The 23,371-nt window shown below is 65.4% G+C and carries 27 protein-coding genes; 12 read left to right on the forward strand and 15 right to left on the reverse strand.

Features of this window, described 5'->3' with window-relative positions; all coding sequences use genetic code 11:
- Position 1 precedes the first annotated feature (1 nt).
- The 5 genes from M2334_RS07535 to M2334_RS07555 all read right to left on the reverse strand — a co-directional run bounded on the left by M2334_RS07535 (position 2) and on the right by M2334_RS07555 (position 3,947).
- Complete coding sequence (locus M2334_RS07535; protein WP_181559896.1) at positions 2–436, reverse strand: NAD(P)H-dependent oxidoreductase subunit E; 435 nt, start codon at positions 434–436, stop codon at positions 2–4.
- A gap of 168 nt (positions 437–604) precedes the next feature.
- The gene (locus M2334_RS07540; protein WP_264594357.1) at positions 605–1,312 is read right to left on the reverse strand and encodes a glutamine amidotransferase; all 708 of its coding nucleotides are present in this window, start codon (positions 1,310–1,312) and stop codon (positions 605–607) included.
- Positions 1,313–1,337: 25 nt separating this feature from the next.
- Positions 1,338–1,502, reverse strand: a complete 165-nt coding sequence (locus M2334_RS07545; protein WP_264570592.1) for a hypothetical protein — start codon at positions 1,500–1,502, stop codon at positions 1,338–1,340.
- A 237-nt stretch (positions 1,503–1,739) separates the two neighbouring features.
- On the reverse strand, positions 1,740–2,609 hold the full coding sequence (locus M2334_RS07550; RefSeq protein WP_264605139.1) for a hypothetical protein: 870 nt from the start codon (positions 2,607–2,609) through the stop codon (positions 1,740–1,742).
- Positions 2,610–2,624: 15 nt separating this feature from the next.
- Positions 2,625–3,947, reverse strand: a complete 1,323-nt coding sequence (locus tag M2334_RS07555) for a replication-associated recombination protein A (RefSeq protein WP_264594358.1) — start codon at positions 3,945–3,947, stop codon at positions 2,625–2,627.
- Between the two features lie 162 nt (positions 3,948–4,109).
- Between M2334_RS07555 and M2334_RS07560 the strand changes: the two genes are divergently transcribed.
- Positions 4,110–4,730 (forward strand): PadR family transcriptional regulator, encoded by a 621-nt coding sequence (locus tag M2334_RS07560; RefSeq protein WP_413716434.1) that lies wholly within the window; start codon positions 4,110–4,112, stop codon positions 4,728–4,730.
- Between the two features lie 67 nt (positions 4,731–4,797).
- The gene (locus M2334_RS07565) at positions 4,798–5,109 is read left to right on the forward strand and encodes a DUF2218 domain-containing protein (protein WP_264573025.1); all 312 of its coding nucleotides are present in this window, start codon (positions 4,798–4,800) and stop codon (positions 5,107–5,109) included.
- 18 nt (positions 5,110–5,127) lie between these two features.
- On the opposite strand, the gene M2334_RS07570 is transcribed toward M2334_RS07565, so the two are convergent.
- The 3 genes from M2334_RS07570 to M2334_RS07580 all read right to left on the reverse strand — a co-directional run bounded on the left by M2334_RS07570 (position 5,128) and on the right by M2334_RS07580 (position 9,603).
- Positions 5,128–7,695: an HWE histidine kinase domain-containing protein gene (locus M2334_RS07570; RefSeq protein WP_264605140.1), complete on the reverse strand. Its 2,568-nt coding sequence runs from the start codon at positions 7,693–7,695 to the stop codon at positions 5,128–5,130.
- Positions 7,685–8,257 (reverse strand): biliverdin-producing heme oxygenase, encoded by a 573-nt coding sequence (locus M2334_RS07575; protein ID WP_264594360.1) that lies wholly within the window; start codon positions 8,255–8,257, stop codon positions 7,685–7,687. Before M2334_RS07575 ends, M2334_RS07570 begins: the two co-directional genes overlap by 11 nt.
- A 194-nt stretch (positions 8,258–8,451) precedes the next feature.
- Positions 8,452–9,603: a glycosyltransferase family 4 protein gene (locus M2334_RS07580; protein WP_264605141.1), complete on the reverse strand. Its 1,152-nt coding sequence runs from the start codon at positions 9,601–9,603 to the stop codon at positions 8,452–8,454.
- A 115-nt stretch (positions 9,604–9,718) separates the two neighbouring features.
- On the opposite strand from M2334_RS07580, the gene M2334_RS07585 reads away from it, so the two are divergent.
- Together M2334_RS07585 and M2334_RS07590 are read left to right on the forward strand one after the other, a co-directional pair.
- Positions 9,719–10,378, forward strand: coding sequence for an MOSC domain-containing protein (locus M2334_RS07585; RefSeq protein ID WP_264605142.1), 660 nt, complete (start codon positions 9,719–9,721; stop codon positions 10,376–10,378).
- 8 nt (positions 10,379–10,386) lie between these two features.
- Positions 10,387–10,668 (forward strand): HNH endonuclease, encoded by a 282-nt coding sequence (locus M2334_RS07590; protein WP_264605143.1) that lies wholly within the window; start codon positions 10,387–10,389, stop codon positions 10,666–10,668.
- Positions 10,669–10,687: 19 nt separating this feature from the next.
- On the opposite strand, the gene M2334_RS07595 is transcribed toward M2334_RS07590, so the two are convergent.
- From M2334_RS07595 to M2334_RS07625, 7 genes are all read right to left on the reverse strand, one after another.
- Positions 10,688–11,143, reverse strand: a complete 456-nt coding sequence (locus tag M2334_RS07595) for a c-type cytochrome (protein ID WP_181559886.1) — start codon at positions 11,141–11,143, stop codon at positions 10,688–10,690.
- 4 nt (positions 11,144–11,147) lie between these two features.
- Positions 11,148–12,740 carry an NAD(P)/FAD-dependent oxidoreductase gene (locus tag M2334_RS07600; protein ID WP_264605144.1) on the reverse strand — a complete coding sequence of 531 codons (1,593 nt, stop codon included), beginning with the start codon at positions 12,738–12,740 and terminating at the stop codon, positions 11,148–11,150.
- Between the two features lie 314 nt (positions 12,741–13,054).
- Positions 13,055–13,729 (reverse strand): orotidine-5'-phosphate decarboxylase, encoded by a 675-nt coding sequence (gene pyrF / locus M2334_RS07605; protein ID WP_181559885.1) that lies wholly within the window; start codon positions 13,727–13,729, stop codon positions 13,055–13,057.
- The gene (locus tag M2334_RS07610) at positions 13,726–14,136 is read right to left on the reverse strand and encodes a LapA family protein (protein ID WP_181559884.1); all 411 of its coding nucleotides are present in this window, start codon (positions 14,134–14,136) and stop codon (positions 13,726–13,728) included. Before M2334_RS07610 ends, pyrF begins: the two co-directional genes overlap by 4 nt.
- A 116-nt stretch (positions 14,137–14,252) precedes the next feature.
- Positions 14,253–15,572 (reverse strand): adenylosuccinate lyase, encoded by a 1,320-nt coding sequence (gene purB, locus M2334_RS07615; RefSeq protein ID WP_264570581.1) that lies wholly within the window; start codon positions 15,570–15,572, stop codon positions 14,253–14,255.
- Positions 15,573–15,799: 227 nt separating this feature from the next.
- The gene (gene radC, locus M2334_RS07620; protein ID WP_264605145.1) at positions 15,800–16,504 is read right to left on the reverse strand and encodes a RadC family protein; all 705 of its coding nucleotides are present in this window, start codon (positions 16,502–16,504) and stop codon (positions 15,800–15,802) included.
- 90 nt (positions 16,505–16,594) lie between these two features.
- Positions 16,595–16,798, reverse strand: a complete 204-nt coding sequence (locus tag M2334_RS07625) for a hypothetical protein (protein ID WP_264605146.1) — start codon at positions 16,796–16,798, stop codon at positions 16,595–16,597.
- A 6-nt stretch (positions 16,799–16,804) separates the two neighbouring features.
- Between M2334_RS07625 and M2334_RS07630 the strand changes: the two genes are divergently transcribed.
- The 8 genes from M2334_RS07630 to M2334_RS07665 all read left to right on the forward strand — a co-directional run bounded on the left by M2334_RS07630 (position 16,805) and on the right by M2334_RS07665 (position 23,248).
- A complete protein-coding gene (locus M2334_RS07630; RefSeq protein ID WP_264605147.1) occupies positions 16,805–19,804 on the forward strand; it encodes a YdbH domain-containing protein in 3,000 nt (999 codons plus the stop codon).
- A complete protein-coding gene (locus tag M2334_RS07635) occupies positions 19,801–20,010 on the forward strand; it encodes a YnbE family lipoprotein (RefSeq protein WP_264594370.1) in 210 nt (69 codons plus the stop codon). Before M2334_RS07630 ends, M2334_RS07635 begins: the two co-directional genes overlap by 4 nt.
- Positions 20,011–20,015: 5 nt before the next feature.
- Positions 20,016–20,411, forward strand: coding sequence for a YdbL family protein (locus tag M2334_RS07640; protein WP_413716138.1), 396 nt, complete (start codon positions 20,016–20,018; stop codon positions 20,409–20,411).
- Between the two features lie 181 nt (positions 20,412–20,592).
- Positions 20,593–20,916, forward strand: a complete 324-nt coding sequence (locus tag M2334_RS07645; protein ID WP_264605148.1) for an AtpZ/AtpI family protein — start codon at positions 20,593–20,595, stop codon at positions 20,914–20,916.
- A 44-nt stretch (positions 20,917–20,960) separates the two neighbouring features.
- Positions 20,961–21,746, forward strand: a complete 786-nt coding sequence (locus M2334_RS07650; RefSeq protein ID WP_181559877.1) for a F0F1 ATP synthase subunit A — start codon at positions 20,961–20,963, stop codon at positions 21,744–21,746.
- Positions 21,747–21,793: 47 nt separating this feature from the next.
- Positions 21,794–22,021, forward strand: coding sequence for a F0F1 ATP synthase subunit C (locus M2334_RS07655; protein ID WP_014076610.1), 228 nt, complete (start codon positions 21,794–21,796; stop codon positions 22,019–22,021).
- 86 nt (positions 22,022–22,107) lie between these two features.
- Positions 22,108–22,593, forward strand: a complete 486-nt coding sequence (locus M2334_RS07660; RefSeq protein ID WP_181559876.1) for an ATPase — start codon at positions 22,108–22,110, stop codon at positions 22,591–22,593.
- Position 22,594: 1 nt separating this feature from the next.
- Complete coding sequence (locus M2334_RS07665; RefSeq protein ID WP_413716110.1) at positions 22,595–23,248, forward strand: F0F1 ATP synthase subunit B; 654 nt, start codon at positions 22,595–22,597, stop codon at positions 23,246–23,248.
- Positions 23,249–23,371 lie beyond the last annotated feature (123 nt).

Genomic DNA, 23,371 nt, shown 5'->3' on the forward strand with positions numbered 1-23,371 from the left:
GTCAGGCAATCTCCCGGATCAGCTTGTCGAGCTTGGGCGCGTCCAGCCGGGCGTGAACGGCATTGCCGATCATCGCATTGGGGCCGACGCTGCACAGGCCGAGGCAATAAATGGTTTCAATCTTCACGCGCTCGCCGGCCGCGGCAACCGCGCCATCGACCAGAGCTTCGACGCCGCGTGCCTTGCAGGATTCCGCACGGCACAGCTTGAGCACCGGCGCGGCCTTGGGCTCGGCGGTGAAATCATGATAAAAGCTCACTACGCCATGCACTTCGGCGCGGCTCAGGTTGAGCGCGAGGGCGATCTGGCGCTTGGACGCCTCGTCCACGCAGCCGAACTCGGCCTGCACGTCATGGAGGATGGGGAGAAGAGGCCCTTCGCGGCGGCTATGGCTCGCGATGATCTCGTCCAGCCGATCGGCTTTGGCGTCTCTCATGCGCGCGGGTCTCCCAAGTCTTCTTTCGTTGCTGAAATTCGTTTGTGTTACTGCCTATTTTTTGCGCGGCTGGCAAGCGCAAACCGCTGGATCGCGTTGTTGCGAGAGGCTTGCAAAAGGCGGTGTGCACTCACGGCTTGGGCGCTGGTCAGACTGGTGATGCGGGGATCACGCGGGCGCTTTCAGTCCCGCCAGCCAGTCGCCGAGCATGGCGCGCCCGGCGGAGACAGCCCGAGGCCCGAGCCGATCATGCGCGGCGCGCAGGCTGTCGTTGCAGCCGCCGGATTCCGCCGCAGCCTCCGGCCATTCCTCCATCCACTGGTAGAAGCGCGCATCCTCGCCCATTTCGGCATGGAATTGTAGGGCAAGTACATGTTGTCCCCGCCGGAAGGCCTGATGCGTATAGCGGTCGCTGGACGCAAGCAGTTGGGTGCCTTCCGGCAGGGTGAACGTGTCGCCGTGCCAGTGCAGCACCGGCACGTCGACAAGATGGCAGAGCGGGCCGGTGTGACCGGCATCGTTGACCTTGACCGAATGGAAGCCGACCTCCTTGACCGGGCCGGGATAGACCTTCGCGCCGAGCGCCGCCGCGATCATCTGCGCGCCGAAGCACACGCCCAGCGTGGGGCGGTCGGCCGCCAGCCGCAGCGCCAGGCGGCGCAGCTGGCATGCGATCCACGGATAGCGATCCTGCTCATACACCCCCATCGGCCCGCCCATCATGATGAGCAGATCGGGTTCTCGCAGGTCGAGCGTGGCGAAGGCGGGGTCGGTCACATCGATCCGGTCGATCGCATAGCCGGCCGCTTCCACCGGCTCCCGATATCCCGCCATGCCCTCATGGGGGACGTGCCGAATCACAAGCGCGCGCTTCATCGTCATTGGCCTCTCGAGATGAGCGTCAGAGGCCGAGGCGCGACCAGAAGTCACTGGCACTGGCGAGGGGCGGCGAGTCGTGCGGGGCCGCAGGCGCCAGTCGCCAGCTCGGGTGCGGAAGCGGCGCCAGCGCGCGGCCGGCTCGCTGGGCATGATTACGGTTACGGCGGGGAATGGAACGGATAGCCATATCGTTTCTCCAATACGGAGCACGAAGCCGGCGTTGTCGCGTGGGATTCGTGCGCTTTAGCGGTTGGTGACGCGGAGCAAGCTGACAAACATCAAAAGCCGCGTTCCGGGCTGGGGCGGCAGCGCCTCCCGTCATTCCGGACAAGAGGGGTTTAAGCCGGAAGGCATGATTCCGGCAATCAAGCGATCTTTGCAGGGGTGATAGTTTAGCTCGGCCGGCCGCGCGGTCGCCTGCGCGTCAAAACACGCCGAACGTCCAGCCTTCCGTCCGCGCCAACTCTGGCGTCAGCGCCTGCGGTGCCCACAGGGCCGGCTCGCCATGGACCAGCCGCAGCCAGGCCGCGCTGAGCAGCGCATCGGTGGCATGGTCGCTGTACCGGCCAGCGAACGGTAGATGCGGCCCGCTGGCGAGACGCGCAAGGCAGGCATCCAGTTCGGCCTCGCGAACCTTGGTCTGGCCCTTGCGCTTGCCGGCGGCGAGCGCGGCAAGGCTGGTGTAAATTTCCACGATCAGACTGCCCGAGCCGGGGTCGGCGTCGAACGGCCAGACCGGCATGTCCGCCCGGATACGGTGCAGCACCCGCATCCCGGTTAGACTGGATTTGCCGACCTGGGCGGCGCCGACGAGATTGAGGTTGCTGCAGGGGTTGAGGCCCTGCGCCTGCTGGGCCAGCTCCGTCTGGCGCAGCCGCCCGCGTCCCCCGCCGAACAGATCGCCTTCCCGGCCCCCATGGCGCCGGAAATGCCGCGCGGCCTCCGGGTGATCGACAAAGGCGCCAGCCCCCAGATGCGGCTCGTCGGCGCTGATGTCCTCGACAAGCGCCCAGAGTTGGCGGGCGTTGGGTGGAGTGCGATCCCAGCCCGGGAAGAAGGCGCCCTTGTCGGCGAAGGGCAGGGACGGGCCGAGATCAAGGCCGACCAACGTCTCGCGCGGCATGTCGCGGCGCATCCAGTCGAGCACGTCGGGGCGTGACCAGATGTGGCCGGGGCGGACCAGCGCAGGGCCGGCATTGCTATCCGCGTCGCAGATGGCGACGGCAATGCCCGGCTGTCGCGGCCCCTGTGCGCCCGACCAGTCGATTGCGGCGAAATGGCGGAAGCGGCTCACGGGTGGCGGGCGGGATCAGTCACCGCGCAAGTCGCGCCGACGCTCATCCCACCAGGCGATGCGCTCGGCGATCCGCTTCTCGAACCCGCGCTCGGTGGGCGCGTAAAAGGTCTGCGGCGCCATCTCCTCGGGCCAGTAATTGTCGCCTGAGAAGCCGCCTTCCACATCATGATCGTAGCTATAGCCCTTGCCATAGCCGATCTCCTTCATGAGCTTGGTCGGCGCATTGAGGATGTTCGCGGGCGGCATCAGCGATCCGGTTTGTTTGGCGCTGGCAAAGGCCGCCTTCTGCGCCTTGTAGGCGGCGTTGGATTTGGGCGCGGTCGCGAGATACAGGCAGGCCTGCACGATCGCCAGTTCGCCCTCAGGCGAGCCGAGGAATTCATAGGCGTCCTTCGCGGCGAGGCATTGGGTGAGCGCCTGCGGATCGGCCAGGCCGACATCTTCGCTGGCGAAGCGCACCAGCCGCCGCAGGACGTAAAGCGGTTCTTCGCCCGCGACCAGCATCCGCGCTAAATAGTAGAGCGCGGCCTGCGGATCGGAGCCGCGCAGTGCCTTGTGGAGCGCGGAAATGAGATTGTAATGCCCGTCGCGATCCTTGTCATAGACGGGCATCCGGCGGTGAAGAAGGGCCGCAAGGCCCGCCGGATCCAGCGGCTCGGTGAGGCCGATGCCCTGCAGCGTCTCCACCTGATTGAGCAGGAAGCGGCCATCACCATCAGCCGAAGCCACGAGCGCGGCGCGGGCATCGTCGGTCAACGGCAGCGGCGCGCCGGTCAGAGCTTCCGCACGGGAGATCAATGTATCGAGCGCGGTCTCGTCCAGCCGGCGCAGGATGAGCACCTGCGCGCGGCTGAGCAGCGCCGCGTTGAGAGCAAAGCTCGGATTTTCGGTGGTGGCGCCGACCAGCGTGACGGTGCCATCCTCGACATAAGGCAGAAAGCCATCCTGCTGTGCGCGATTGAAGCGATGGATTTCATCCACGAACAGAAGCGTGCGCTGCCCGGCGCGGGCGGCGTCGCGCGCGGCGGCAAAGGCAGCCTTGAGGTCCGCCACGCCGGAAAAGACCGCGGAGATCGGCGCAAAGCGCATGTCCACCGCTTCGGCCAGCAGGCGCGCCAGCGTGGTCTTGCCGGTGCCCGGCGGTCCCCACAGGATCATCGAGGAGAGCCGTCCCGCCGCGACCATGCGCCCGATGGCGCCGTCAGCACCGGTGAGGTGGTCTTGCCCGACCACGTCATCAAGCGTGCGCGGGCGCAGACGGTCGGCCAGCGGCGCATCCGCGCGAGGCTCAGCAGGGCTAGAAGCGGCGGCAAGGCCGCCGAAGAGATCAGACATGCGGACTCATATAGGCCGGCCCGTCACCGGTTGCACGGGCCAGCTTGCACCGGACGACGGGCCATTCGCAGGCATGCTCAAAAAATTGCAAAAGGGGCCTTGTGGAAATCAGTCTAAGATATATCTTAGATCAATCTGAATTTTGGAAGGATTGAATCTTTGATGTTTCACACACGCACACATGGACGGTGCGGCCCGCATGGGCACCGTCACGCGCTCAAGGCCATGATGGGCCGGGGCGGTCGTTTCGGCGGCGGCTGGGGCGGCGCAGAGTGGGACGGGCAGGGCGGCCATGGCGGTCCGCGCGGCGGCCGTCGCGGACGCGGACGCCTGTTCGATGGCGGCGAGTTGCGACTCGTGTTGCTCAAATTGATCGGCGAGGGTCCGCGCCACGGCTATGATCTCATCCGCGCGATCGAGGAATTGACGGGCGGCGCTTATGCGCCCAGCCCCGGCGTCGTTTATCCCACGCTCACCCTGCTGGCGGAGATGGACCTCATCGCCGACAGCGAGAGCGAAGGGGCGCGCAAGCTTTACGCGATTACCCCCGCAGGCGAGGCCCATCTTGCCGAGAAGGCTGACGAGATCGGCGGCCTGATGGACCGGTTGGCGGGCCTCGGCGCCGAGCAGCATCGATCGAACAGCGGCCCGGTCCGCCGCGCCATGGGCAATCTCAAGACGGCTCTGATGGGCCGGCTGCGCGAAGGCGAGACCACAGACGATCTCCCGCACGAGATCGCCGCGATCCTCGATGAGGCAGCGCGGAAGATCGAGCGGTTGTAAGACTGCACAGCATAATTCCAATCGCCCCACCGCCGGACGGTGGAGCCACCAACAGAAAGACAATCTCATGAACAGCGCAACAGCCAAGGTGCCCACGCAGAGCGGCAGCCGCTACCTCCAGCAACTGTGCAAGCACTGGTCGCACAACCTCAAGGTGGAGTTCACACCCGAGCGCGGCACGATCGTGTTTCCGCGCGACGCGCGCGGCGCCGATTGGCCTGCCGACGCTCTGGTGACGATGGTCGCGCAACCCGACACGCTCGACGTGACCATCGACGCCAGCAGCCCGGAGCATCTCGAAGGCCTCAAAAACACGGTCGCCCGCCATCTCGATCGCTTCGCGTTCCGTGAGGCGCCGCTCAGCTTCCCCTGGTCTTGAGAGTTCGAACCGGCGCGATCAGTCCGCCGGTTCGGTCTTCAGTTCTGCAAGAGCGGCTGCGATCTGCGCCGTGCCATAAGGCTTGGTGACGATCGGCACGGCGTGGAAGCGCGAGGAATCCAAGCCGCTGCCATAGCCTGTTGCAAAGACGAACGGGATGCCGCGCTCGGCGAGAGCCCTGGCGACCGGCTCGCTGGTCTCCCCGCCCAAATTATAATCGAGCATGGCGACGTCGAGCGGGACGGTCGCACAGGCGCGCAGGGCAGCGGTGACGCTGGAGGCGACCTCGACCTTCTCGGCGCCGAGTTCCATCAACGCGTCCTGCCCGTCGAGCGCGATGATGAGGCTGTCTTCCACTAGCAGCACGCGCTGCCCAGCTAGCGGCAGCTTCGCCGGCTCGCGCAGATCGGCAGACGCGCCGTCCGTCGCATCGGTCCGGTCCTCAGGCGCGACGCCGGCCACGAAACGGGAGGGAATGCAGAAATGCGCCTTCACACCGCTCAGTCGGTAGTGAATCTTGGCATCGCCCCCGAGATCGTGGGGGACGGTCTTTTCGATCACCGTCGATCCAAAGCCGCGGCGCGAGGGCGGGGTGACCGCCGGCCCGCCGAGTTCGGACCAGTCGATCAACAGGCTGCCATCCTCGTCCTGCTGCCAGCTGATCAGCACTGTGCCGCTATCGGAGAGCGCGCCATATTTGGCGGCATTGGTCATGAGCTCGTGGAAGACCAGCGAGAGCACGGTGAAGGCGACCGGCTGCAACAGGATGTTGGCGCCTTTGGTTTCCACATTGGTCCGCTTGTCGCGCAGGAAGGCATTGGCCTCGATGTCGATAAGATCCCGCAACCGTGCCGGACCCCAGCGATCGCGCGTCACTTGATCGTGCGCACGGGCGAGCGCCTGCAGGCGATCGTCCAGATTGCGGGTGAATTCCTCGACGCTGGCCGCCCCGTCGCGGGTCTGCGACACGAGTCCGCGGATGAGCGAGAGGATATTGCGCACGCGGTGATTGAGCTCGGCGATCAGCAGTTCCTGCCGTTCCTGCGCACGCTGCCGCTCCTCGCCAGCGCTCTCGGAAAGGCGGATGAGCACTTCCAGCATGCCGACCCGCAGCGCTTCGGCAACGCGGCGCTCGACCGTGGTAAACGGCAGGCTGCGGCCCTTCACCAGTTGCGACCAGCTTTCGAAGCTTTTGCGCGGGGTGAGCCGGTCGCCGTTGGGTCCGAGCTCGACCGGCTTCTCCGGGTTGCCGCCCCAGCGCACCGAGCGCATCTGCTCGCTGCGGAAGAAGACCACATAGTCACGCGGCTTTCGGGAGAGCGGGATAGCGATCAGGCCGGCGGCGACATCCGCATAGGCGGCCGCCTCGGGCAGGACGGATGAAATGCAGTCCGTCGCGAAGACCTCGCCGTGCGAAAGCTGATTGAGGATGGAGACGAGGTTTATGAACTGCTCGCGCGAGGGCGTCAGGCCACTCAGCGAGACAGAGCCGTCAACATAAGCCCCGACGCCATCGGCGGGAATGGTATCGAACACGACTTCGCCGAGCCAGTCCGCGTCCCGCAGCAGGTTCCCATCCTGCGCGATGGAGGCCATCAAGCGATCGGTGGCGCCGCGTGCGCGCGACTCATAGCCGGCATTCTCGCTGCGTTCCCGGCTCTCGAGCATCAGCGAGAAGATCTGGCCGAACAGTTCAGCAGCCGTACGCATGGCGAGGCCAGGCAGGCGCGGCTGATAATGGTGGCAGGCGAACAGACCCCAGAGCTTGCCTTCGACAATGATCGAGATCGACAGCGACGCGCTGACGCCCATGTTGCGCAGATACTCGACATGGATGGGCGAAACCGCGCGGAGCAGACAGAGCGACTGGTCGAGGACCGCGCCGCTGGGATCGGTCTGCGGTACGATCGGCACCGGCTCTGCATTCACATCAGCGATGATGCGGAACGGGTTGCGCACATAAAGCTGGCGCGCTTGTGCCGGAATATCCGATGCGGGGTAATGCAGGCCAAGGAAGCTGTCGACGCCAGCGCTCAGGGCCTCGGCCACGACCTCGCCCGAGCCCTCGGCATCGAAGCGATAGACCATCACCCGGTCGAAACCGGTGATCGCCTTCACCTGCCGGGCGCTCTCGCGAATGAAAGAGGTGAGGGTATCGGCTTGGGCGAGGCGCGACATGAGCGTGCGCACGAGCGTCGCCGCTTCGCCTGGATCTTCGAGCGCGGGCTCGCATTCGATGACGATGCTGTTGCCCGAGAAATGCACGGCGACATCGTAGAGCTTGCCATCATCGAACAGCGGCTGCGAGAACAGGCGCTCCACGGAATCATTGCCGCGCAGCATCGAAATCCGGTTGCGGATGTCATGCTGAGCAGCGGGCGTGATGAGATCGGTGAGCTTGGAACCCAGCAGCGCATCCGCCGATTTGCCCGTGAACGCGGCAATATTGTCCGAGACGCGACCGATCATCCAGTCGGCACTGACCGCCAGCAGGAAACCGAACGGCTGGATCGTTCCGAGAATATGGATCGGTTCGCGGTCGCAATTGCTGAGGTCGACCCGAAAGCCGGCAGGATCATTGGCCAAGTCTGGCTCCCATCGCGATGGCGCAATTTCGGTAAAGGGCGAAGGTCCGCGTCGCTGCTGCGCGGGTTTCGCGCTGCCAGACGGGGCCGTGAGTCAGGGCCTGATCTTCCAGAGCGGCGATGAAGGCACGCCACGCGCCTTGGGGATGCACGGCGCTCAGATAATCACGCGGAAGATCGTCGGGCACGCGGCGGGCGAGCATCGCGCCACCCAGGCGCGAGCCTTCCGTCACATAGGCGGCACCCCAATGAGCCGCCGTGCTCGGGGCCCATGTCAGCGGCTCGGCCTCGGGAACGGCCTGGCCCAAGGCGTCGAGGTCGGCCGTCAGGGCCCGCACGCGCGCGGATGTGTCGATATTGGGCGAGGCTGAACGCAGCCAGCGCTCGAGCGGCACCAGCGCTGCAGCATGGGCAGACAGAAAGCGGCCGTAACTCGCACGGCTCGTCAGATCGAACTGGCTGAACAGGCTGTCGACTTCGTCGTGATCCGCGCGCGTCTCTTTCTTCAGGACTTGATGGAAGGCCACTGGCTGAACCGCGGCTGTTGTCGGGATTTCCGCCACGCCGGGATCAGTATCGAAAGACATTGTCGTGAATTTACAGCGCGTGCCGGCAATATACAACGCGTGATCTTACGAGCCGCGGCGAAAGGAATGGCGCAATTCGGGGCAGGGGCGGCCTTTGTCTCATCGGACACATAACGCGCCGAGAGATGAACGGTTGCAGGCCGTCACACTCAGTCTTCGTCGCCGTGTGCTCAGCCGGCCCGGCGTTTCGCCAAGCCGCAATATGTTTCGATCATCGCGGCGTTCACCTGATCCCATTTGTAATCCTGCACCCGCAGATGCCCGGCTTGCCCCGCCGCTGCGCGCAAGGCGGGATCTTCGATGAGACGCTGGATGGCGTCGGCATAAGCCTGCACGTCGCGCGGCGGAACGAGGAAGCCGGTCTCACCGTCCGCGACCAGATCAATCGCGCCTGTGGCGCGGGCAGCGACCACCGGCACGCCCGCCGCCATGGCTTCGGTCGTCACATTGCCAAAAGTCTCGGTGACCGAGGGCATGAAGAAGATATCCATGCAGGCGGCCGCCCGACCGAGGTCATCGCCGCCCTGAAAACCCGCAAACACCGCCTCCGGTACCCGCTCCGCAAACCACTGGCGCGCGGGTCCTTCGCCGATCACCAGCACCCGATGACGCACGCCGCGCGCCTTGAGCGCCGCGATCACATCGGCAAAGACGCCGAGGCCCTTTTCCAGAACAAGCCGCCCAAGGAAGCCGATCGCGATCTCGTCATCGGCGATGCCGAGCGAGCGCCGCCAGCCATTGTCCCGCCGCTGCGGGTTGAACCGGGCATGATCGATGCCGCGCGACCAGATGCCGATGGGCGTCGTCACGCCCCATTCGCGCAGCAGCGTCGCCATGCTGCCGCTTGGCACCATCACCTGGTCGACGCGATTGTAGAAGCGGGTCTGCAGGCGCACCAGCAACGGCTCGATGACGCCAAGGCCATAATAGCGCGGATAGGTTTCAAAGCGCGTGTGAAGGGAGGCGACACAGGGGATGCCCTCCCGCCGCGCCCAGCTCGATGCGCGATGCCCCAGAATGTCCGGCGCGGAGACGTGGACGATATTGGGGGCGTAAGCTGCCAGGTCCGCCCGAGTCTGCGCTGAAAGCCCCTTGGCGAGCCGATATTCGCCCCGGCCGCCCGGCATGGACCAGCTCGGCACCGACACCAGCTCGCCAGCCGGTTCGAACGCCGGCGGATCGATGGTGGGGGAATAGACGCGCACGCCGGCGCCGCTCGCGAGCGCAGAGGCCATCAGATTGTTGAGGGCCTGATTGGCGCCATCGCGGACGTAATTATAGTTGCCGCTGAACAAGGCAATGCGGAGGTCGCTGGGGAGCATCGGGGCCCTATAGCGAGGCGGGCCGTGCGGTCAAAGTGCTGCTGCACCATCGGCGGAAACTTGTCCGTCCGTTGTTGCACTGGCGCGACTCACAAGGGTCGTGCCATGACAGGACATGGACGAGCCATCCCTTTCCCTTTCCGTTGACGCGCTGCTGGTCGGGTCGCCGGCCTTGCTGGCGCCGGGCGTGATGAGCGCCATGGGCAAACGACCCGTTCGCGGGCCGGTCCGGATCGGCTGGCTGGGGCTGGAGGGCGATAGCGTCGCCGATCCCGTTCATCATGGGGGCCATGACAAGGCTGTCCACCTCGTGCCGCACGAGCATTATGCCTGGTGGCGCGGCGTGCTGGATGATCATCCGCTGCTCGAGACGCCGGGCGCGTTCGGCGAAAACCTCGCGACGCGCGGGGCCACCGAGGCCAATCTGTGCCTGGGGGACCGGTTTGCGCTGGGCAGCGCTGTGCTGGAGATCAGCCACGGCCGCCAGCCCTGCGCCAAGCTCAACGCGCGCTTCGGCCGCAAAGACGTGCTGGGTCAGGCCATCGCGAGCGGCCATTGCGGTCTCTATCTGCGCGTGATCGAGCAGGGCGAGGCCAAGGCGGGCGATGCGATGATCCTGCTGGAGCGCCCCTTGGAAGACTGGCCGATTGCGCGGGTGTTCAACCTGCTCATCGCAGGCGGACACAAGGCCGATCCGGCGGGCGTCGCGCAACTGGCGCAAACCCGGGTGCTCGCCGACGCGTGGCGGGTGCGAGCGGAAAAGCTGGCGCGCTGAGCTAGGCGTTGGAGCGCGCTTCTGTTTCATGCTGGCTGTGCGAACGGCCATTGGGCGCACGCATCGAATGGCATCATCCCGTGCCTAAGGCCAAGGGCGGCCGAGAGACGGTGCCGCTGCACCCGATCTGCCATCGCGCGATCCACGCGCATTTCAGCAATGGCCAGCTGGCGCGCATGGGGCGCGATCAGGCGGCGTTGCGCGGCGATCCCGCGCTCGCCGCCTTTCTGCGCTGGGTCGCCGGCAAGCCGGCGGACTTCCACGCGCCGACGCGCAAGCCCCGCCGTTAAGGGCGGGGCCTGCACCGGCTCAGCGCATCGCCTTGACGTCCTCGGCGGTGATCGCATCCTCATAATGATTGCCGAAATGCGTGCGGACATAGTTCACCACATTGGCGACCTGTTGGTCCGTCATCATCTCCCCGACCGGCGGCATGCCGTTCAGGCCCTTGAGCGTCACCAGCATGGGATAGCCGCTGGCGGCGAGATTGGGATTGTTGGCAAGCGCCGGATATTTGCCTGCGCCTGTCGCGCCGGCTGCGTCCGGCATGTGGCAGGCGGCACAGACCCGCCTGTACATTTTTTCGCCGTCGGGTTCGCTGAACCGCCCCGGCATCACGAATGCCCCGTCGGCATCGCCTTGCTGGGCGACCAGAGCGGCGGGATCGCCCTGGCGTGGCTGAGCAGCATCCTGCGCGAGTGCGACGGAGACCGAGCCGGTGAGAATGCCGGCGGCGAGGCCAAAGGCCAATGTGCTGATCTTCATGATATTAGCTCGCGGTGACACGTTGATGGAGCCGCGTGATCGCATCGATGGCGGAGGTGATGCCGCCTTCCTGCCATCCGCCGATATAGGAGGTATGTTCGCCCGCCAGGACGATCCGCCCGTCGAATTCGCACATATTCCGATAGTGCTCGGCGCGCGCTTCCTCCGTCCATTGCCCGAAGCAGCCGAGCACCCAGGGCACCCGATGCCAGCCGACGGCCACGCCGTTCATGAACTCGGCCTTATATTGCGGATGGATCTGCGCGCCCCATTCAACCGCGCGCTTGACCCGCTCTTCCGGCGGCAGCGCGGTCAGTTCGAACCCTGTCGAGCCGCCGGTATAAGCGCCCAGAAGCACGCCCGGGCCGCTGGCGCCATAATTGCTGCTGGGATAGCTGATCTGCGAGATCGGCAGATCCGTGGTGGTGATGCCGCCATAGATCTGGTCGTCCTGCTCCCAGAAGCGCCGCTTGAACTCCAGCCCGACCTTGACGCTGGTCGAGTAGGGCACGGCACGGATCGCCCCGGCGAGCTTGGGGCCGACATTCATGTCGATCTGCGCGAGGATGGGCAGCGGGATGGTGCAGATGCACCAGTCAGCCTTGGCCTGCGCAGTGGCACCGGATTTGGTGTCGACATAATCGACCGTGACGCCTTTCGCGCCCTGCTTGATCGCGGTGACCTTGCTGTTGAGGCGGACCAGATGGCCGATCGCCCGCTCATAGCCCTTGGCGACCATCTCCATGCCGCCAACCGGCTGGAAGATGGCGAACTCATGATCCCAGGTGAGGTTGCCGCCGATCGAGCGCCACAGGCGTGAGCGCAGCACCGTTTCGGCCGTCATCGGCTCGGAGGGGATCGGCTCGGCGGTCAGGCCGCCGCCCGGCTGCTTTTCCCAGCCGCGACGATTGCTGGACTCGCGGCCCTTCACATAGCGCATGTCCTTGTCGAGCGCGCCCCAGCTCCGCAGGGATTCCAGCAGGATGTCGCCATCCTCCTTGCTGAGCGTATCTGCCAGGGCATTCTTGTTGACCGCCTTGGCGAGCAATTCGCTGACATGACCGTAGAAATCCGCCTGCACATGCCGGTAGCGCTGCGGGGCCCCGCCGAACGCCTTGGTCGAGTGAACATAGGCGTTATAGTTGACCTGCATGAACGGCTCGAGCGCCACGCCCAGTTCGCGGCAATAATGCATGATGCCATGGTGGTGCCATGGAATGCGCCACGGGCCGGGATTGATGTAGTTGCCGGGCGCGAAGTTGCACTTCTGCGTCGCGCCGCCGAGCTCAGTGTAGGTGTCGCCGCCCTTGAGCGTCCAGGAGCGGCCGCCCACGCGGTCGTTATACTCCAGCACCTGAACCTTGTAGCCGGCGCGGCTGAGTTCCAGCGCGGCGGTCATCCCCGCGACGCCGGCGCCCAGAATGAGCACGCTCGCGCCCTTGGCGCCGCCCTCCAGCTTGATCGGTCCCTTGAACGTCGAGGCCTGAGCCTGACCGAGGCTCGACATCGCCATGTACATCGCCGATGCGCCCGCCGTGGTTCCAATGAGCGCCAGCAGATCACGCTTGCTCATGCGCAGCGCGTTAGTGTCTGTCATATGTGGTTATATCCCATGTCACCCCTTTGCGTGAGGGAGCCATGGTGGGCGAACCGGGCCTTGACCCGACTCGCACCAACCTGTGCAGCACCTCGTCGCGAAGCCAGTGATCGGCCTGCGGCTCGCTGCTGTTGATACGAGGTTTTGCGTATTTGCGGTGGGACGCGGCTCGGGCAATGGGCCGGATCTGCGCCGGAGTCGTGGACGATGCGTGCCGTGTTGCCCAAGCAGATCCCGCTGTTGAATTACGCGAAGTATTCAGGGCCGGATTTAGCCCCTCCTCTTCAGAGGAGGGGTGGCGCGCACTCAGCGGCCTAAAGCGTCGCCTCGATTTCGCGCGCCGCCATATCAGGCTCGGGCGCCTGAGTGATCGGGCGGCCGATGACCAGCAATGAGGCGCCGGCATCCACCGCTTCACGCGGCGTGACCGCGCGCTTTTGATCGCCCTTGCTGGCGCCGCTTGGGCGCACGCCGGGCACGACAAAGAAGCCGGCCGGCCACAGCTTGCGCGCGCGGGCGACCTCATTGCCGGAGCAGACGATGCCGTCGAGACCGGCCTCCTTCGCGAGCAGCGTCAGCCGCTCGACCTGTTCCTGTGTCCCGCCGTGGACGCCGGTTTCCTCCAGATCTGTCTGGTCAAGGCTCGTGAGCGTGGTCACGGCGACGACCTTGGTGTGGACCCCGGCCGCAGCCTTGGCATCTTCCAGCATCGCCCGTCCGCCAGAGGCATGGACGGTGAGGATCGACGGTTCGAGCGCGTGCAGGGCCTGAACCGCCTTGGCGACCGTGTTCGGAATGTCGTGAAGCTTCAGGTCGAGAAAGATTGGCAAACCGAACTTGCGCATCTCATGCACGCCATGGTGGCCATTGGCGCAGAAGAATTCCAGCCCCAGCTTGATGCCGCCGACATGGTTGCGGACCTTCTGAACCAGCTCCTGCGCATGGGGCAGGGAGGGCGTGTCGATGGCGATATAGATGATGCTGGTCATGGAGTGTCGGTTCTGCCTGCCGGTTTGAGATCGTCGTCCACCCGCACGTCGATCGTGCGAACGGGCGGTGCGGGGTCGAATCCCGCTGGGGTGATGTGATCGGGCGTGGCGGTTGGCGCGGGGTGGTCCTGGGTGTGAACCACTGGCGCCGTCGCCGCCGGCGCGGAAGCCGCGAGGGCACGCTCTGCGCTGTCGAGCCGCCGGCGCATCCGATATTTGGTGGCCTTATGCAGCGCCCAGAACGGCAGCGAACCGGCGAGAAACGCGACGATCACGAGAACCGGCAGCTTGGTTTCCAGCTGGAGACCGCCCCACAGATTGATCATCACGGGGGTCCAGTTGGCGAAGCTGAAAATGACGATAATGATCGCCAGTACGACCCAGAAGGCTGTCCGGAGGAACTGCATGGCTTGTCTTCCTCTGCTTGGTCCGTAGAGCCTGACCATAAGCGCGCCGTGACGGCTTGCCTAGGGGCGCGTTTCAACGCCTCTCTGCGGACATGGGAGCTTCCGGAACGGGCGGGTCAGCCAGCGGTTCCGAACACCCGTGTGAAGATCGTGTCGACATGCTTCAGATGATAGTCGAGGTCGAACAGTGCCTCGAGCTGCGGACCGGAGAGATGCGCGGAAACGGCCGGGTCGGCCTTGAGCAGATCGAGCAGCGAATGCGCACCATCCGACTGCCACACCTGCATGGCGTTGCGCTGGACCATCGCATAGCTGTCCTCGCGGCTCACACCCGCCTGGGTGAGGGCGAGCAGCACGCGCTGCGAGTGGATGAGGCCGCCCATCCGGTTCATGTTCTTCATCATCCGCTCGGGGTAGACGAGCAGCTTGTCGATCACGCCGGTGAGCCGACCGAGGGCGAAGTCGAGCGTGATCGTGGCGTCCGGGCCGATGAAGCGCTCGACCGAGGAGTGGGAGATGTCCCGCTCATGCCACAGCGCGACATTCTCGAGCGCGGGCAGGGCATAAGCGCGCACCATGCGGGCCAGGCCGGTCAGATTCTCGGTGAGCACCGGGTTGCGCTTGTGCGGCATCGCCGACGAGCCCTTCTGGCCCGGCGAGAAATATTCCTCGGCTTCCAGCACCTCGGTGCGCTGCAAATGGCGCACTTCGACGGAGAGCCGCTCAATGGAGCCCGCGATCACGGCCAGCGTCGAGAAGAACATGGCGTGGCGATCGCGCGGGATCACCTGCGTACTGACCGGCTCCACCGTGAGGCCGAGCTTGGCCGCGACATGCTCTTCCACCTTGGGATCGATATTGGCGAAGGTGCCGACCGCGCCGGAGATGGCGCAGGTGGCGACGTCTTCTCGGGCCGCGATCAGGCGCGCCTTGCAACGGGAGAACTCGGCATAGGCTTCCGCCATCTTGAGACCGAAGGTGACCGGCTCGGCGTGGATGCCGTGACTGCGACCAATGGTCGGGGTCAGCTTGTGCTCGAACGCGCGACGCTTGATTGCCTCCAGCAGCGCATCGAGATCGGCGATCAGCAGATCGGCCGCGCGGGCAAGTTGCACATTGAGGCAGGTGTCCAGCACGTCCGAGCTGGTCATGCCCTGGTGCATGAAGCGGGCTTCATCGCCGACCTGCTCGGCCACCCAGGTGAGGAAGGCGATCACGTCATGCTTGGTGACAGCCTCGATGGCATCGATGGCGGGCACGTCAATAGAGGGGTTGGTGGCCCACCAGTCCCAAAGGGCCTTGGCGGCGCTTTTGGGTACCACGCCCAGCTCGGCCAGCGCTTCGGTCGCGTGAGCCTCGATCTCGAACCAGATGCGGAAGCGCGCTTCCGGCTCCCAGATCGCGGTCATTTGCGGGCGGGCGTAACGAGGCACCATGAGGCGGGTTCCTGATGAGACAAATTGGAGACGGCCTGCCCCTAGCAGGCTGCGGCGAAACGGGCAAATCACCCGGGTGAGGGCGGCGGTTATGACTCAAGGTGCTGAGATATAGCGATAAAAATCAATGCTGTCCGTGGTGGGTGGTCGCGGCGAAATGAAACGAATCGTCCGCAGATGGGTGCGCGTCGACCGATTGATCAGAGCCTCATCCGCGTGCCGCAACCTCAGATCAGTCCCATGGCCCGCATCGAACGGTGACCTTCGGTCGCGATAATGACATGATCGTGGACGGTCACGCCGAGGGGCTTGAGCGCGGCGATGACGTCGCGAGTCATGAGGATGTCCTGCCGGCTCGGCTCGGGCAGGCCGCTGGGATGATTGTGCACGAGGATGACGCCCGCAGAGCCGAACTCCAGTGCGCGCCGGGCAACTTGCCGGGCGTAGATGGCCGCTTCATCCACCGAGCCGTCCCCCATATGATCGTCACGCAGCAGGATGTTGCGGGCGTTGAGATGAAGCACGCGCACGCGCTCGATCGAGAGATGGGTCATGTCGGCGCGCAAATAATCGAGCAGGGCCTGCCATGATGCCAGCACCGGCCGCTCCGCCACCTCGTTGCGCAGCATCCGCAGGGCGGCGGCCTGTGTCGCCTTGAGCGCGGCGGTCGTGGTCTCGCCCATGCCGTTGACCTGCATCAGCGTGGCCCAATCGGCGCTGAGCACGGCGCCCAACGAGCCGAAGCGGGCGATCAGGGCCTTTGCCAGCGGCTTGGTATCCCGGCGCGGCAGGGCGAGCGCAAGCAGATATTCAATCAGTTCATGGTCGAGCAGCCCATCCGGTCCGGACGCGAGTCGCTGCCGCAGGCGGGCGCGGTGGCCAACGCCATCATGACTCGTCTCGCTCTTGCCCCGGGATCGCCCTTCGCCCATGAACATTGTAGCTAAGCGCGAGCCGGCAGAGCGGCAAGCGGGAATGACGGGGATAAACGTCTGACCGAGTGGGTCGAAGAGGATGACGGACTAGAGGCGGGTGCAGCAGAGCGGCTGCACCGGCGCCGTCAACGTCTGCGCTGGATTGCCGGAGGGAGCGCGACGGCGCTGCTGCTGGTCGCGGGCGGCCTCTGGCTGGCGCGCGAGCCGATTGCTGACAGCTTCATCGCGCGGGAACTGGCCAAGCGGGGCGTGCAGGGCCGATATGAGATCACGCGGATCGGTCCGCAGCACCAGCGGTTGGACAATCTCGTCATTGGCGATCCGAAATCGCCCGATCTCACGGTCCGCTTCATCGAGCTCGAACTCGCCTGGGGCCTGACCGGACCCTATATTGATCGGCTCGAGGCGAGCGGCGTTCGGCTGCGTGGGCGGATTGCCGATGGCACGCTGGACCTCGGGCAGGTCAGTCGCTTGCTGGAAGGCGGCACGGGCGATCCCAAGCTGCCCGACTGGACGGCGGTGATCGAGGATGCACAGGCGCTGATCGTGACCGACAACGGCACGGTCGAGCTGGGGCTGGATGGCAGCGGGCCGTTGTCGTCGGGGTTCAACGGTCAGCTCAACCTCGCGAGCCCGGCGCTTGCCTTTGGCGATTGCAGGCTGCGGGCACTGCGGGCGCCGGTCGATGTGGCGACCGAGAACGGCGAAATTCACCTCAAAGGCCCGGCTCACGCCAGCGGCGTTGGATGCGAGGCGGCGAAGCTTCGGCTGACGGCGCCCACGCTCGATCTCAACATCCGCACAAATTTGGCGTTGGAACCCTTGGGCGGTGCAGTGAGCCTCGCAGCGCCATTGGCCGAGCAAGGGGACGGGCAGGGGAAGCGCGAGTTCAAGGAACTGTCCGGGCTCATTACCTTCAAGGGCGAAGGCGATGCCCTGCGGGGGAGCGCTTCGCTTGCCGCCGTCAGCGCGCTTGTCGACGGCCTTGAAAGTGACGCCGCGAAGCTGGGTGGCAATTTCGCCGTGCAGCTCGATTCCCGCAATCGCGCTTTGGCATGGCAAGGCACCGGGACCATCGACAATGCCCGGCCGGCGCGGGGGATCAATCTCGCGCGCCTCGCCTCGGCGGCCGATGGCAGCCCCCTGGAACCGATCGCGCACAAGCTGGCGCGCGCAGTCGAGGCAATAGGCCGGCGCAATCACATCGAACTGGCAGGCCAGGTCAATATGCTCGGCGCGCAAGGTAATGCCCGGCTTGACCGCTTCGCGCTGCGCTCGGCGAGCGGCGCGCGGATCGAGAATTGGGAAGGCAGCGCGGTGCGCATCGACTGGCCGGGCGGCCTGCGCGCGTCGGGACGGCTGGACATCGCCGGTGGCGATCTGCCGGAGGGCCGCATCGAGTTCGCCACGCAGGAGCAGGGCGGTGTGCGCGGCATCGCCACATTGAGGCCTTATGATGCGGGCGGGGCGCGGCTGGCGCTCAACCCGCTGCGCTTTGCCATGGATGGCGCGGGGCGCGGCAGCGTGCAGACCCAGGTGACGCTAGACGGTCCCTTGCCGGGCGGTGCAGTCAAGGGCCTGCAGATGCCGCTGGATGCTCGCATCGGGGCAGGCGGGGCGGTTAGTCTATCAGGGACTTGCGTGCCCTTGCGCTGGGCTTCGCTCAGCATGTCCGGCCTCGTGCTCGATCCTGCGGCGTTACAGGTTTGCGGGCTGGGGGAGGGCGCGGCCGCGATCCGCGATGTGGCATTGCGCGGCCGGCTGGGCGACAATCCCTTCGCATTTGATGCCAGCGCAGCGCGTTACGCCCTCACCACCGGCCGCTTCGAAATCCAGCAGCCGAACGTGCGCATTGGCGCGGCCGAAGCCCCGGTCCGGCTCGCTGCCGATCGCCTGACGGGCGGACGTGGGTCGGCGGGTGGCCTCGCCGGGACGATTTCGGCGGGGCGTGGGCGGATCGGCTCTGTGCCGCTCGATCTCACCGCCATGGAAGGGCAATGGCAGTTCGCCGACGGACGTCTGGCCGTCGATGGCAATCTGCGCGTCGCGGACACGCAGGCCGATCGGCGCTTCAATCCGCTGGCCGGCGAGCAGGTGCGCCTGACCCTGGCCGACAATCGCATCGAGGCGACCGGTGTTCTGGTGCATCCGGAACGAAAGGCCAAGGTTGCCGATGTGGTAATCCGGCACGACCTCAGTCGTGGCGCAGGCCGCGCCGATCTGACAGTGAACGGCCTGCGCTTCGGCAATGCGCTTCAGCCGGACGATCTCACGCCGCTCTCGCTGGGCGTGGTCGCTAACGTGGTCGGGATGGTGAACGGCGCCGGCCAGATCCGCTGGACCGGCGACAAGGTGACCAGCGATGGGACCTTCTCGACGGAGAACATGGCTTTCGCGGCCGCCTTCGGCCCGGTCGCCGGCCTGTCGACGACGATCCGCTTCACGGACCTGCTCGGCCTGCGCACCGAACCCGGCCAGGTGGTGACGGTGGAAAGCGTCAACCCGGGCATCGAGGTGCGCGACGGCACCATTCGCTATCAATTGCTCTCCAGCGAGGTGGCGGAGATCGAGGGCGGGCGCTGGCCGTTCTCCGGCGGTATGCTGGAGCTGATGCCCGCGCCCCTCGCGCTGGATTCGCGTCAGCCGCGCAATCTTACTTTCCGCGTCGTCGGGCTGGATGCCGGTGCCTTCATCAATACGCTGGAGCTGGAGAATATCTCCGCGACGGGCACCTTCGATGGCCTGTTGCCCATGGTGTTCGACAAGGATGGCGGGCGCATCGTGGGCGGCTTGCTGGTTGCGCGGCAGGAGGGCGACGAGCCCCGCTATCTCACCACCACGCAAGGCCTGACCATCCCGTGCGATCCGGCGCGGCAGGCCGGGCGCCTCTCTTACGTCGGCGAGGTCTCCAACGCGCAGCTCAACGCGATGGCGCGGCTGGCCTTTGATGCGCTCAAGAATCTGGGCTATCGCTGCCTCGCGATCCGGCTGGACGGCGCCATCGATGGCGAGTTCGTGACGCAGGTGAGCATCAATGGGGTCAATCAGGGCACGGAAGAGGCGCGCCGCAGCTTCCTGGCCCGGCCGTTCCTCGGTCTGCCCTTCCTGTTCAATGTGCGGATCGAGGCGCCGTTCAGGGGCTTGCTGAATACCGCGACCGGGCTTGCCGATCCGACCAAGCTTATCAATGGCAGTTTGGGCGATCAGTTTGTGCCCATCGGTAGCGGCGCAGCCACATCCGGGGTGACCGTTCAGCCGGCGGACAGCGACAAGACGATAGAAGGGGACGTGAAATGAGGCACCGACGATGGACATCGCGCGCAACGCGACTGGGCTTGGGGCTGGCGCTTGCCGGAGCGGCAGGCGGCTGCATTCAGGTGCGCGCGCCCGAAAAGCCGATCGAGATCAATCTCAACGTGAAGATTCAGCAGGAAGTGGTCGTGCGCCTTCAGCAGGACGCCAAGGACCTCATCGAGAACAATCCGGAGCTATTCCCGAAATGACATATATGCACAGCATTCGCGCCGCAGCGCTTGCGGCAGTTTTCGGTCTCGGCGTCGTCGGAGCGGCTCCGGCCGTCGCGCAGGACGCCGTAGTGAGCGCCGCCAAGTCGGCCGGCACGGTCGGTGAGCAGTCGGATGGCTATCTGGGCGTCAACGGCTCGGTGAGCAGCGATGTGCGCGCCGCCGTGGATGCGCTCAACATCAAGCGCCGCGCGGCCTATACCGATCTGGCGGCCAAGCGTGGCGTGACCGTGCAGGACATGGCGGCCGTGACCGGTTGTCAGACGCTGGCCGGGCGCGTCTCGGAAGGGCAGATCTACCGGATCGGCAATGGTCCGTGGCAGACCAAAGGCGCCGGGCCGATTGCGCTGCCGGATTATTGCGCCACCGCCACACGCTGAGCGATTCGCGCCACTGAGGGCCTAATTTTCCTCGAAAATCCGCCTGATCCCTCCGGCGCGGTCACCAGTGTTGACTTGCACGCCAACGCTTTCTACACGGGCCGCGCCTTGACGGGGGCGGCTCAGGCACGTCATGCAGCGCTGGTTTTTACGTCTCTTGGCGTGAACGGGAGTTGGCACGATGACAGAGACCGAACCTGGGCGAGACCCGATTGCCGAAGATGAACGCATCAAGTCGCTCAGCGAGCGGTTGGAACGTGCCGAGGCAGTCGAAAAGGTCAGGACCGGAGCGGACCAGGAAGTTGGCGGCGATAAGAATTATCGCCTCGGCAACCGGGTTCTTGCGGAGCTGATCGGCGGTCTTGTCGGCGGCGCGCTGATTGGATGGGTCCTGGACCGGTTCATCGGCACATCGCCTTGGCTCCTGCTGGTTTTCCTCTTTCTGGGGATCATCGTAGCCTTCAGGAACATTTGGAAGATTTCGATGAAGCGTCCTGAGAAGTAAGGGCGCTTTCGTCATAATCGCAGACGGCTTTTTGGGAATCAGACGTGGCAGAACCCGGCAAGATCGATCCTATGCACCAGTTCGCCATCGAGCCGCTGTTCGGTACCGAACAGTGGAGCCTCGGTGGTTACAACATTGCGTTCACCAACAGCGCGCTGTGGATGGTGATCACGGTCGTCGTTCTGTGGGGCTTCATGCTGCTCGGCATGAAGCGCGATCTGGTGCCGGGGCGCTGGCAGGCGGCTGTAGAGTCGATGACCGGCTTCATCGCGAAGCTGACCGATGACAATATTGGCAAGGGCGGGCGCAAATATGTGCCCTACATCTTCTCGCTGTTCATGTTCATCCTCTTCGCCAATCTGCTCGGCCTGCTGCCCATCGGCATTTTCGGCCTGCATCCCTTCACCTTCACCAGCCACTTCACGGTGACCGGCGTGCTGGCGATCCTGAGCTTCTCGATCGTGCTGATCGTCGGCTTCTGGAAGCATGGCCTCAAGTTCTTCTCGCTGTTCGTGCCGCATGGCACGCCGTTGTGGCTGATCTGGCTGATCCCCATCATCGAGTTCGTCTCGTTCATGGTGCGTCCCTTCTCGCTGGGCCTGCGACTGTTCGTCGCGATGATCGCCGGTCACATTCTGCTCAAGGTGCTTGCTGGCTTCGTGATCAATGCTTCGGCTGCCGGCGTGGCGCCCGGCCTTGGCGTCGGCATCCCAAGCTTTGCCCTGATGGTCGGCATCTCCGCGCTGGAGATCCTGGTCGCTGGCATCCAGGCCTATGTTTTCGCACTGCTCACGTCGCTGTACATTCACGACGCCGAGCATCTGCACTGAGTTTCAACCAACGACCAAATCGAGTTTCAGAAAAGGAGTTAAGTAACATGGACGCAGAAGCCGCAAAGCTGATCGGTGCCGGTCTGGCTGCTATCGGTGCCGGCGTGGCCGCGCTCGGCGTGGGTAACGTCTTCGGCTCGTTCCTTGAGAGCGCGCTGCGCAATCCGGGCGCTGCCGACGGCCAGCAGGGCCGTCTGTTCATCGGCTTCGCCGCCGCAGAGCTTCTCGGCCTGCTGGCGTTCGTCGTCGCGATGATCCTGATCTTCGTCGCCTGATCGCCCGCAAGACGACAGACGATGATGTGGAGCCGGCGGCTGCCCAATGACGGGCTGCCGCCGGACCGCGCAAACGGACAGGTGATATGCCTCAGATAGCCCAGCTCGCCGCAACCTACTCGTCGCAGATCTTCTGGGTTCTGCTGACATTCGGGTTCGTGTTTTTCGTGATCGGTCGCGGCATGGTGCCGAAGATCCAGTCCACGGTGGACGCGCGCGACAAGAAGATCGCCGACGATCTCGAAGCGGCCCGTGCGAATTCGGCCAAGGCCGATGCGCTCGAAGCCGACTGGCGGGCGAAGGAAAATGAAGCGCGTGCCGCTGCGCAGGGCCGTCTGGCCCAGGCAAAGGCCGAAGCTGCTCGCAATCGCGAGGCTGCGCTGGCCAAGACCGACGCCGCGCTCAGCGAAAAGCTGGCCGCAGCGGAAGGCGAGATCGAGGCCGGCCGCGTGAAGGCGCTGGCGCAGATCGAAACCGTTGCAGCGGACGCCGCAGCGGACATCGTGCAGAAGGTCGCAGGCACGCAGGTGTCGCCGGATGCGGCGCTCAAGGCAGTGAAGGCGGTACTCTGATATGGCCAATTCCCACATGGCACAGGCCGCCAATGCGGCATCGGCGAGCGACAATGGATCGCAGGCCGTCCAGTTCAATCTCGAGAATGCCGACAAGGTCCAGGCCCTGAGCGGCGACGTTCATGCCGCGACAGAAGCGGTCGGCGGGCCTGAGGAGCACATCCAGGACCCCACCGCGCTGTGGATGGACGCTACGGGCTGGGTCAGCCTCTCGATGTTGGTCTTCATCGCGGTGTTGATCTGGAAGAAGGTGCCAGCGCTCATCGCCCGGTCGCTGGACGCCAAGATCGCGACGATCCGCAATCAGCTCGACGAAGCCGGGCGGCTCCGCAAGGAAGCCGAAGCGCTTAAGGCCGAGTATGAAGGCCGGATCGCCTCCGTCGCCAAGGAAGCCGACGCGATGCGCGCTGCCGCCGAGCAGGAAGCGGCCGATCTCATCACCGCAGCCCAGGCGGAAGCTGAAGCGCTGGTCGTCCGTCGCCAGAAGATGGCGGAAGACAAGATCGCCGCAGCTGAGCGCGCGGCCATTGCTGATGTGCGCGCCAAGGCGGCTGCAGCGGCGACGGCAGCAGCCGGCGTGCTGATCCGCGAGACCCACAGTGCCGCGGCCGACAAGGGCCTCGTCGACGACGTGATCGGCAAGCTCGCGCACTGAGCGGCCCGCAGATTGATGGCTTTAGAAAGGCCGGGCCGAGCGATCGGTCCGGCCTTTCTGCTTTTGAAGGGTCGTGGTTCGGCCGGTTGAGGCAGGAGGCCGTTGTCCTGTCCGCCTCTCGCC

Origin of the sequence: Sphingobium sp. B11D3D, assembly GCF_025961755.1 — a bacterium.
Classification (GTDB): Bacteria; Pseudomonadota; Alphaproteobacteria; order Sphingomonadales; family Sphingomonadaceae; genus Sphingobium.

Excerpts from the sequence above, each read along its gene's own strand:
- M2334_RS07535 (WP_181559896.1), bottom strand. The coding sequence starts at position 436 with ATGAGAGACGCCAAAGCCGATCGGCTGGACGAGATCATCGCGAGCCAT.
- M2334_RS07540 (WP_264594357.1), bottom strand. The coding sequence starts at position 1,312 with ATGAAGCGCGCGCTTGTGATTCGGCACGTCCCCCATGAGGGCATGGCG.
- M2334_RS07545 (WP_264570592.1), bottom strand. The coding sequence starts at position 1,502 with ATGGCTATCCGTTCCATTCCCCGCCGTAACCGTAATCATGCCCAGCGA.
- M2334_RS07555 (WP_264594358.1), bottom strand. The coding sequence starts at position 3,947 with ATGTCTGATCTCTTCGGCGGCCTTGCCGCCGCTTCTAGCCCTGCTGAG.
- M2334_RS07560 (WP_413716434.1), top strand. The coding sequence starts at position 4,110 with ATGTTTCACACACGCACACATGGACGGTGCGGCCCGCATGGGCACCGT.
- M2334_RS07565 (WP_264573025.1), top strand. The coding sequence starts at position 4,798 with ATGAACAGCGCAACAGCCAAGGTGCCCACGCAGAGCGGCAGCCGCTAC.
- M2334_RS07580 (WP_264605141.1), bottom strand. The coding sequence starts at position 9,603 with ATGCTCCCCAGCGACCTCCGCATTGCCTTGTTCAGCGGCAACTATAAT.
- M2334_RS07585 (WP_264605142.1), top strand. The coding sequence starts at position 9,719 with ATGGACGAGCCATCCCTTTCCCTTTCCGTTGACGCGCTGCTGGTCGGG.
- M2334_RS07595 (WP_181559886.1), bottom strand. The coding sequence starts at position 11,143 with ATGAAGATCAGCACATTGGCCTTTGGCCTCGCCGCCGGCATTCTCACC.
- M2334_RS07600 (WP_264605144.1), bottom strand. The coding sequence starts at position 12,740 with ATGACAGACACTAACGCGCTGCGCATGAGCAAGCGTGATCTGCTGGCG.
- pyrF (WP_181559885.1), bottom strand. The coding sequence starts at position 13,729 with ATGACCAGCATCATCTATATCGCCATCGACACGCCCTCCCTGCCCCAT.
- M2334_RS07610 (WP_181559884.1), bottom strand. The coding sequence starts at position 14,136 with ATGCAGTTCCTCCGGACAGCCTTCTGGGTCGTACTGGCGATCATTATC.
- purB (WP_264570581.1), bottom strand. The coding sequence starts at position 15,572 with ATGGTGCCTCGTTACGCCCGCCCGCAAATGACCGCGATCTGGGAGCCG.
- radC (WP_264605145.1), bottom strand. The coding sequence starts at position 16,504 with ATGGGCGAAGGGCGATCCCGGGGCAAGAGCGAGACGAGTCATGATGGC.
- M2334_RS07635 (WP_264594370.1), top strand. The coding sequence starts at position 19,801 with ATGAGGCACCGACGATGGACATCGCGCGCAACGCGACTGGGCTTGGGG.
- M2334_RS07640 (WP_413716138.1), top strand. The coding sequence starts at position 20,016 with ATGCACAGCATTCGCGCCGCAGCGCTTGCGGCAGTTTTCGGTCTCGGC.
- M2334_RS07645 (WP_264605148.1), top strand. The coding sequence starts at position 20,593 with ATGACAGAGACCGAACCTGGGCGAGACCCGATTGCCGAAGATGAACGC.
- M2334_RS07655 (WP_014076610.1), top strand. The coding sequence starts at position 21,794 with ATGGACGCAGAAGCCGCAAAGCTGATCGGTGCCGGTCTGGCTGCTATC.
- M2334_RS07660 (WP_181559876.1), top strand. The coding sequence starts at position 22,108 with ATGCCTCAGATAGCCCAGCTCGCCGCAACCTACTCGTCGCAGATCTTC.
- M2334_RS07665 (WP_413716110.1), top strand. The coding sequence starts at position 22,595 with ATGGCCAATTCCCACATGGCACAGGCCGCCAATGCGGCATCGGCGAGC.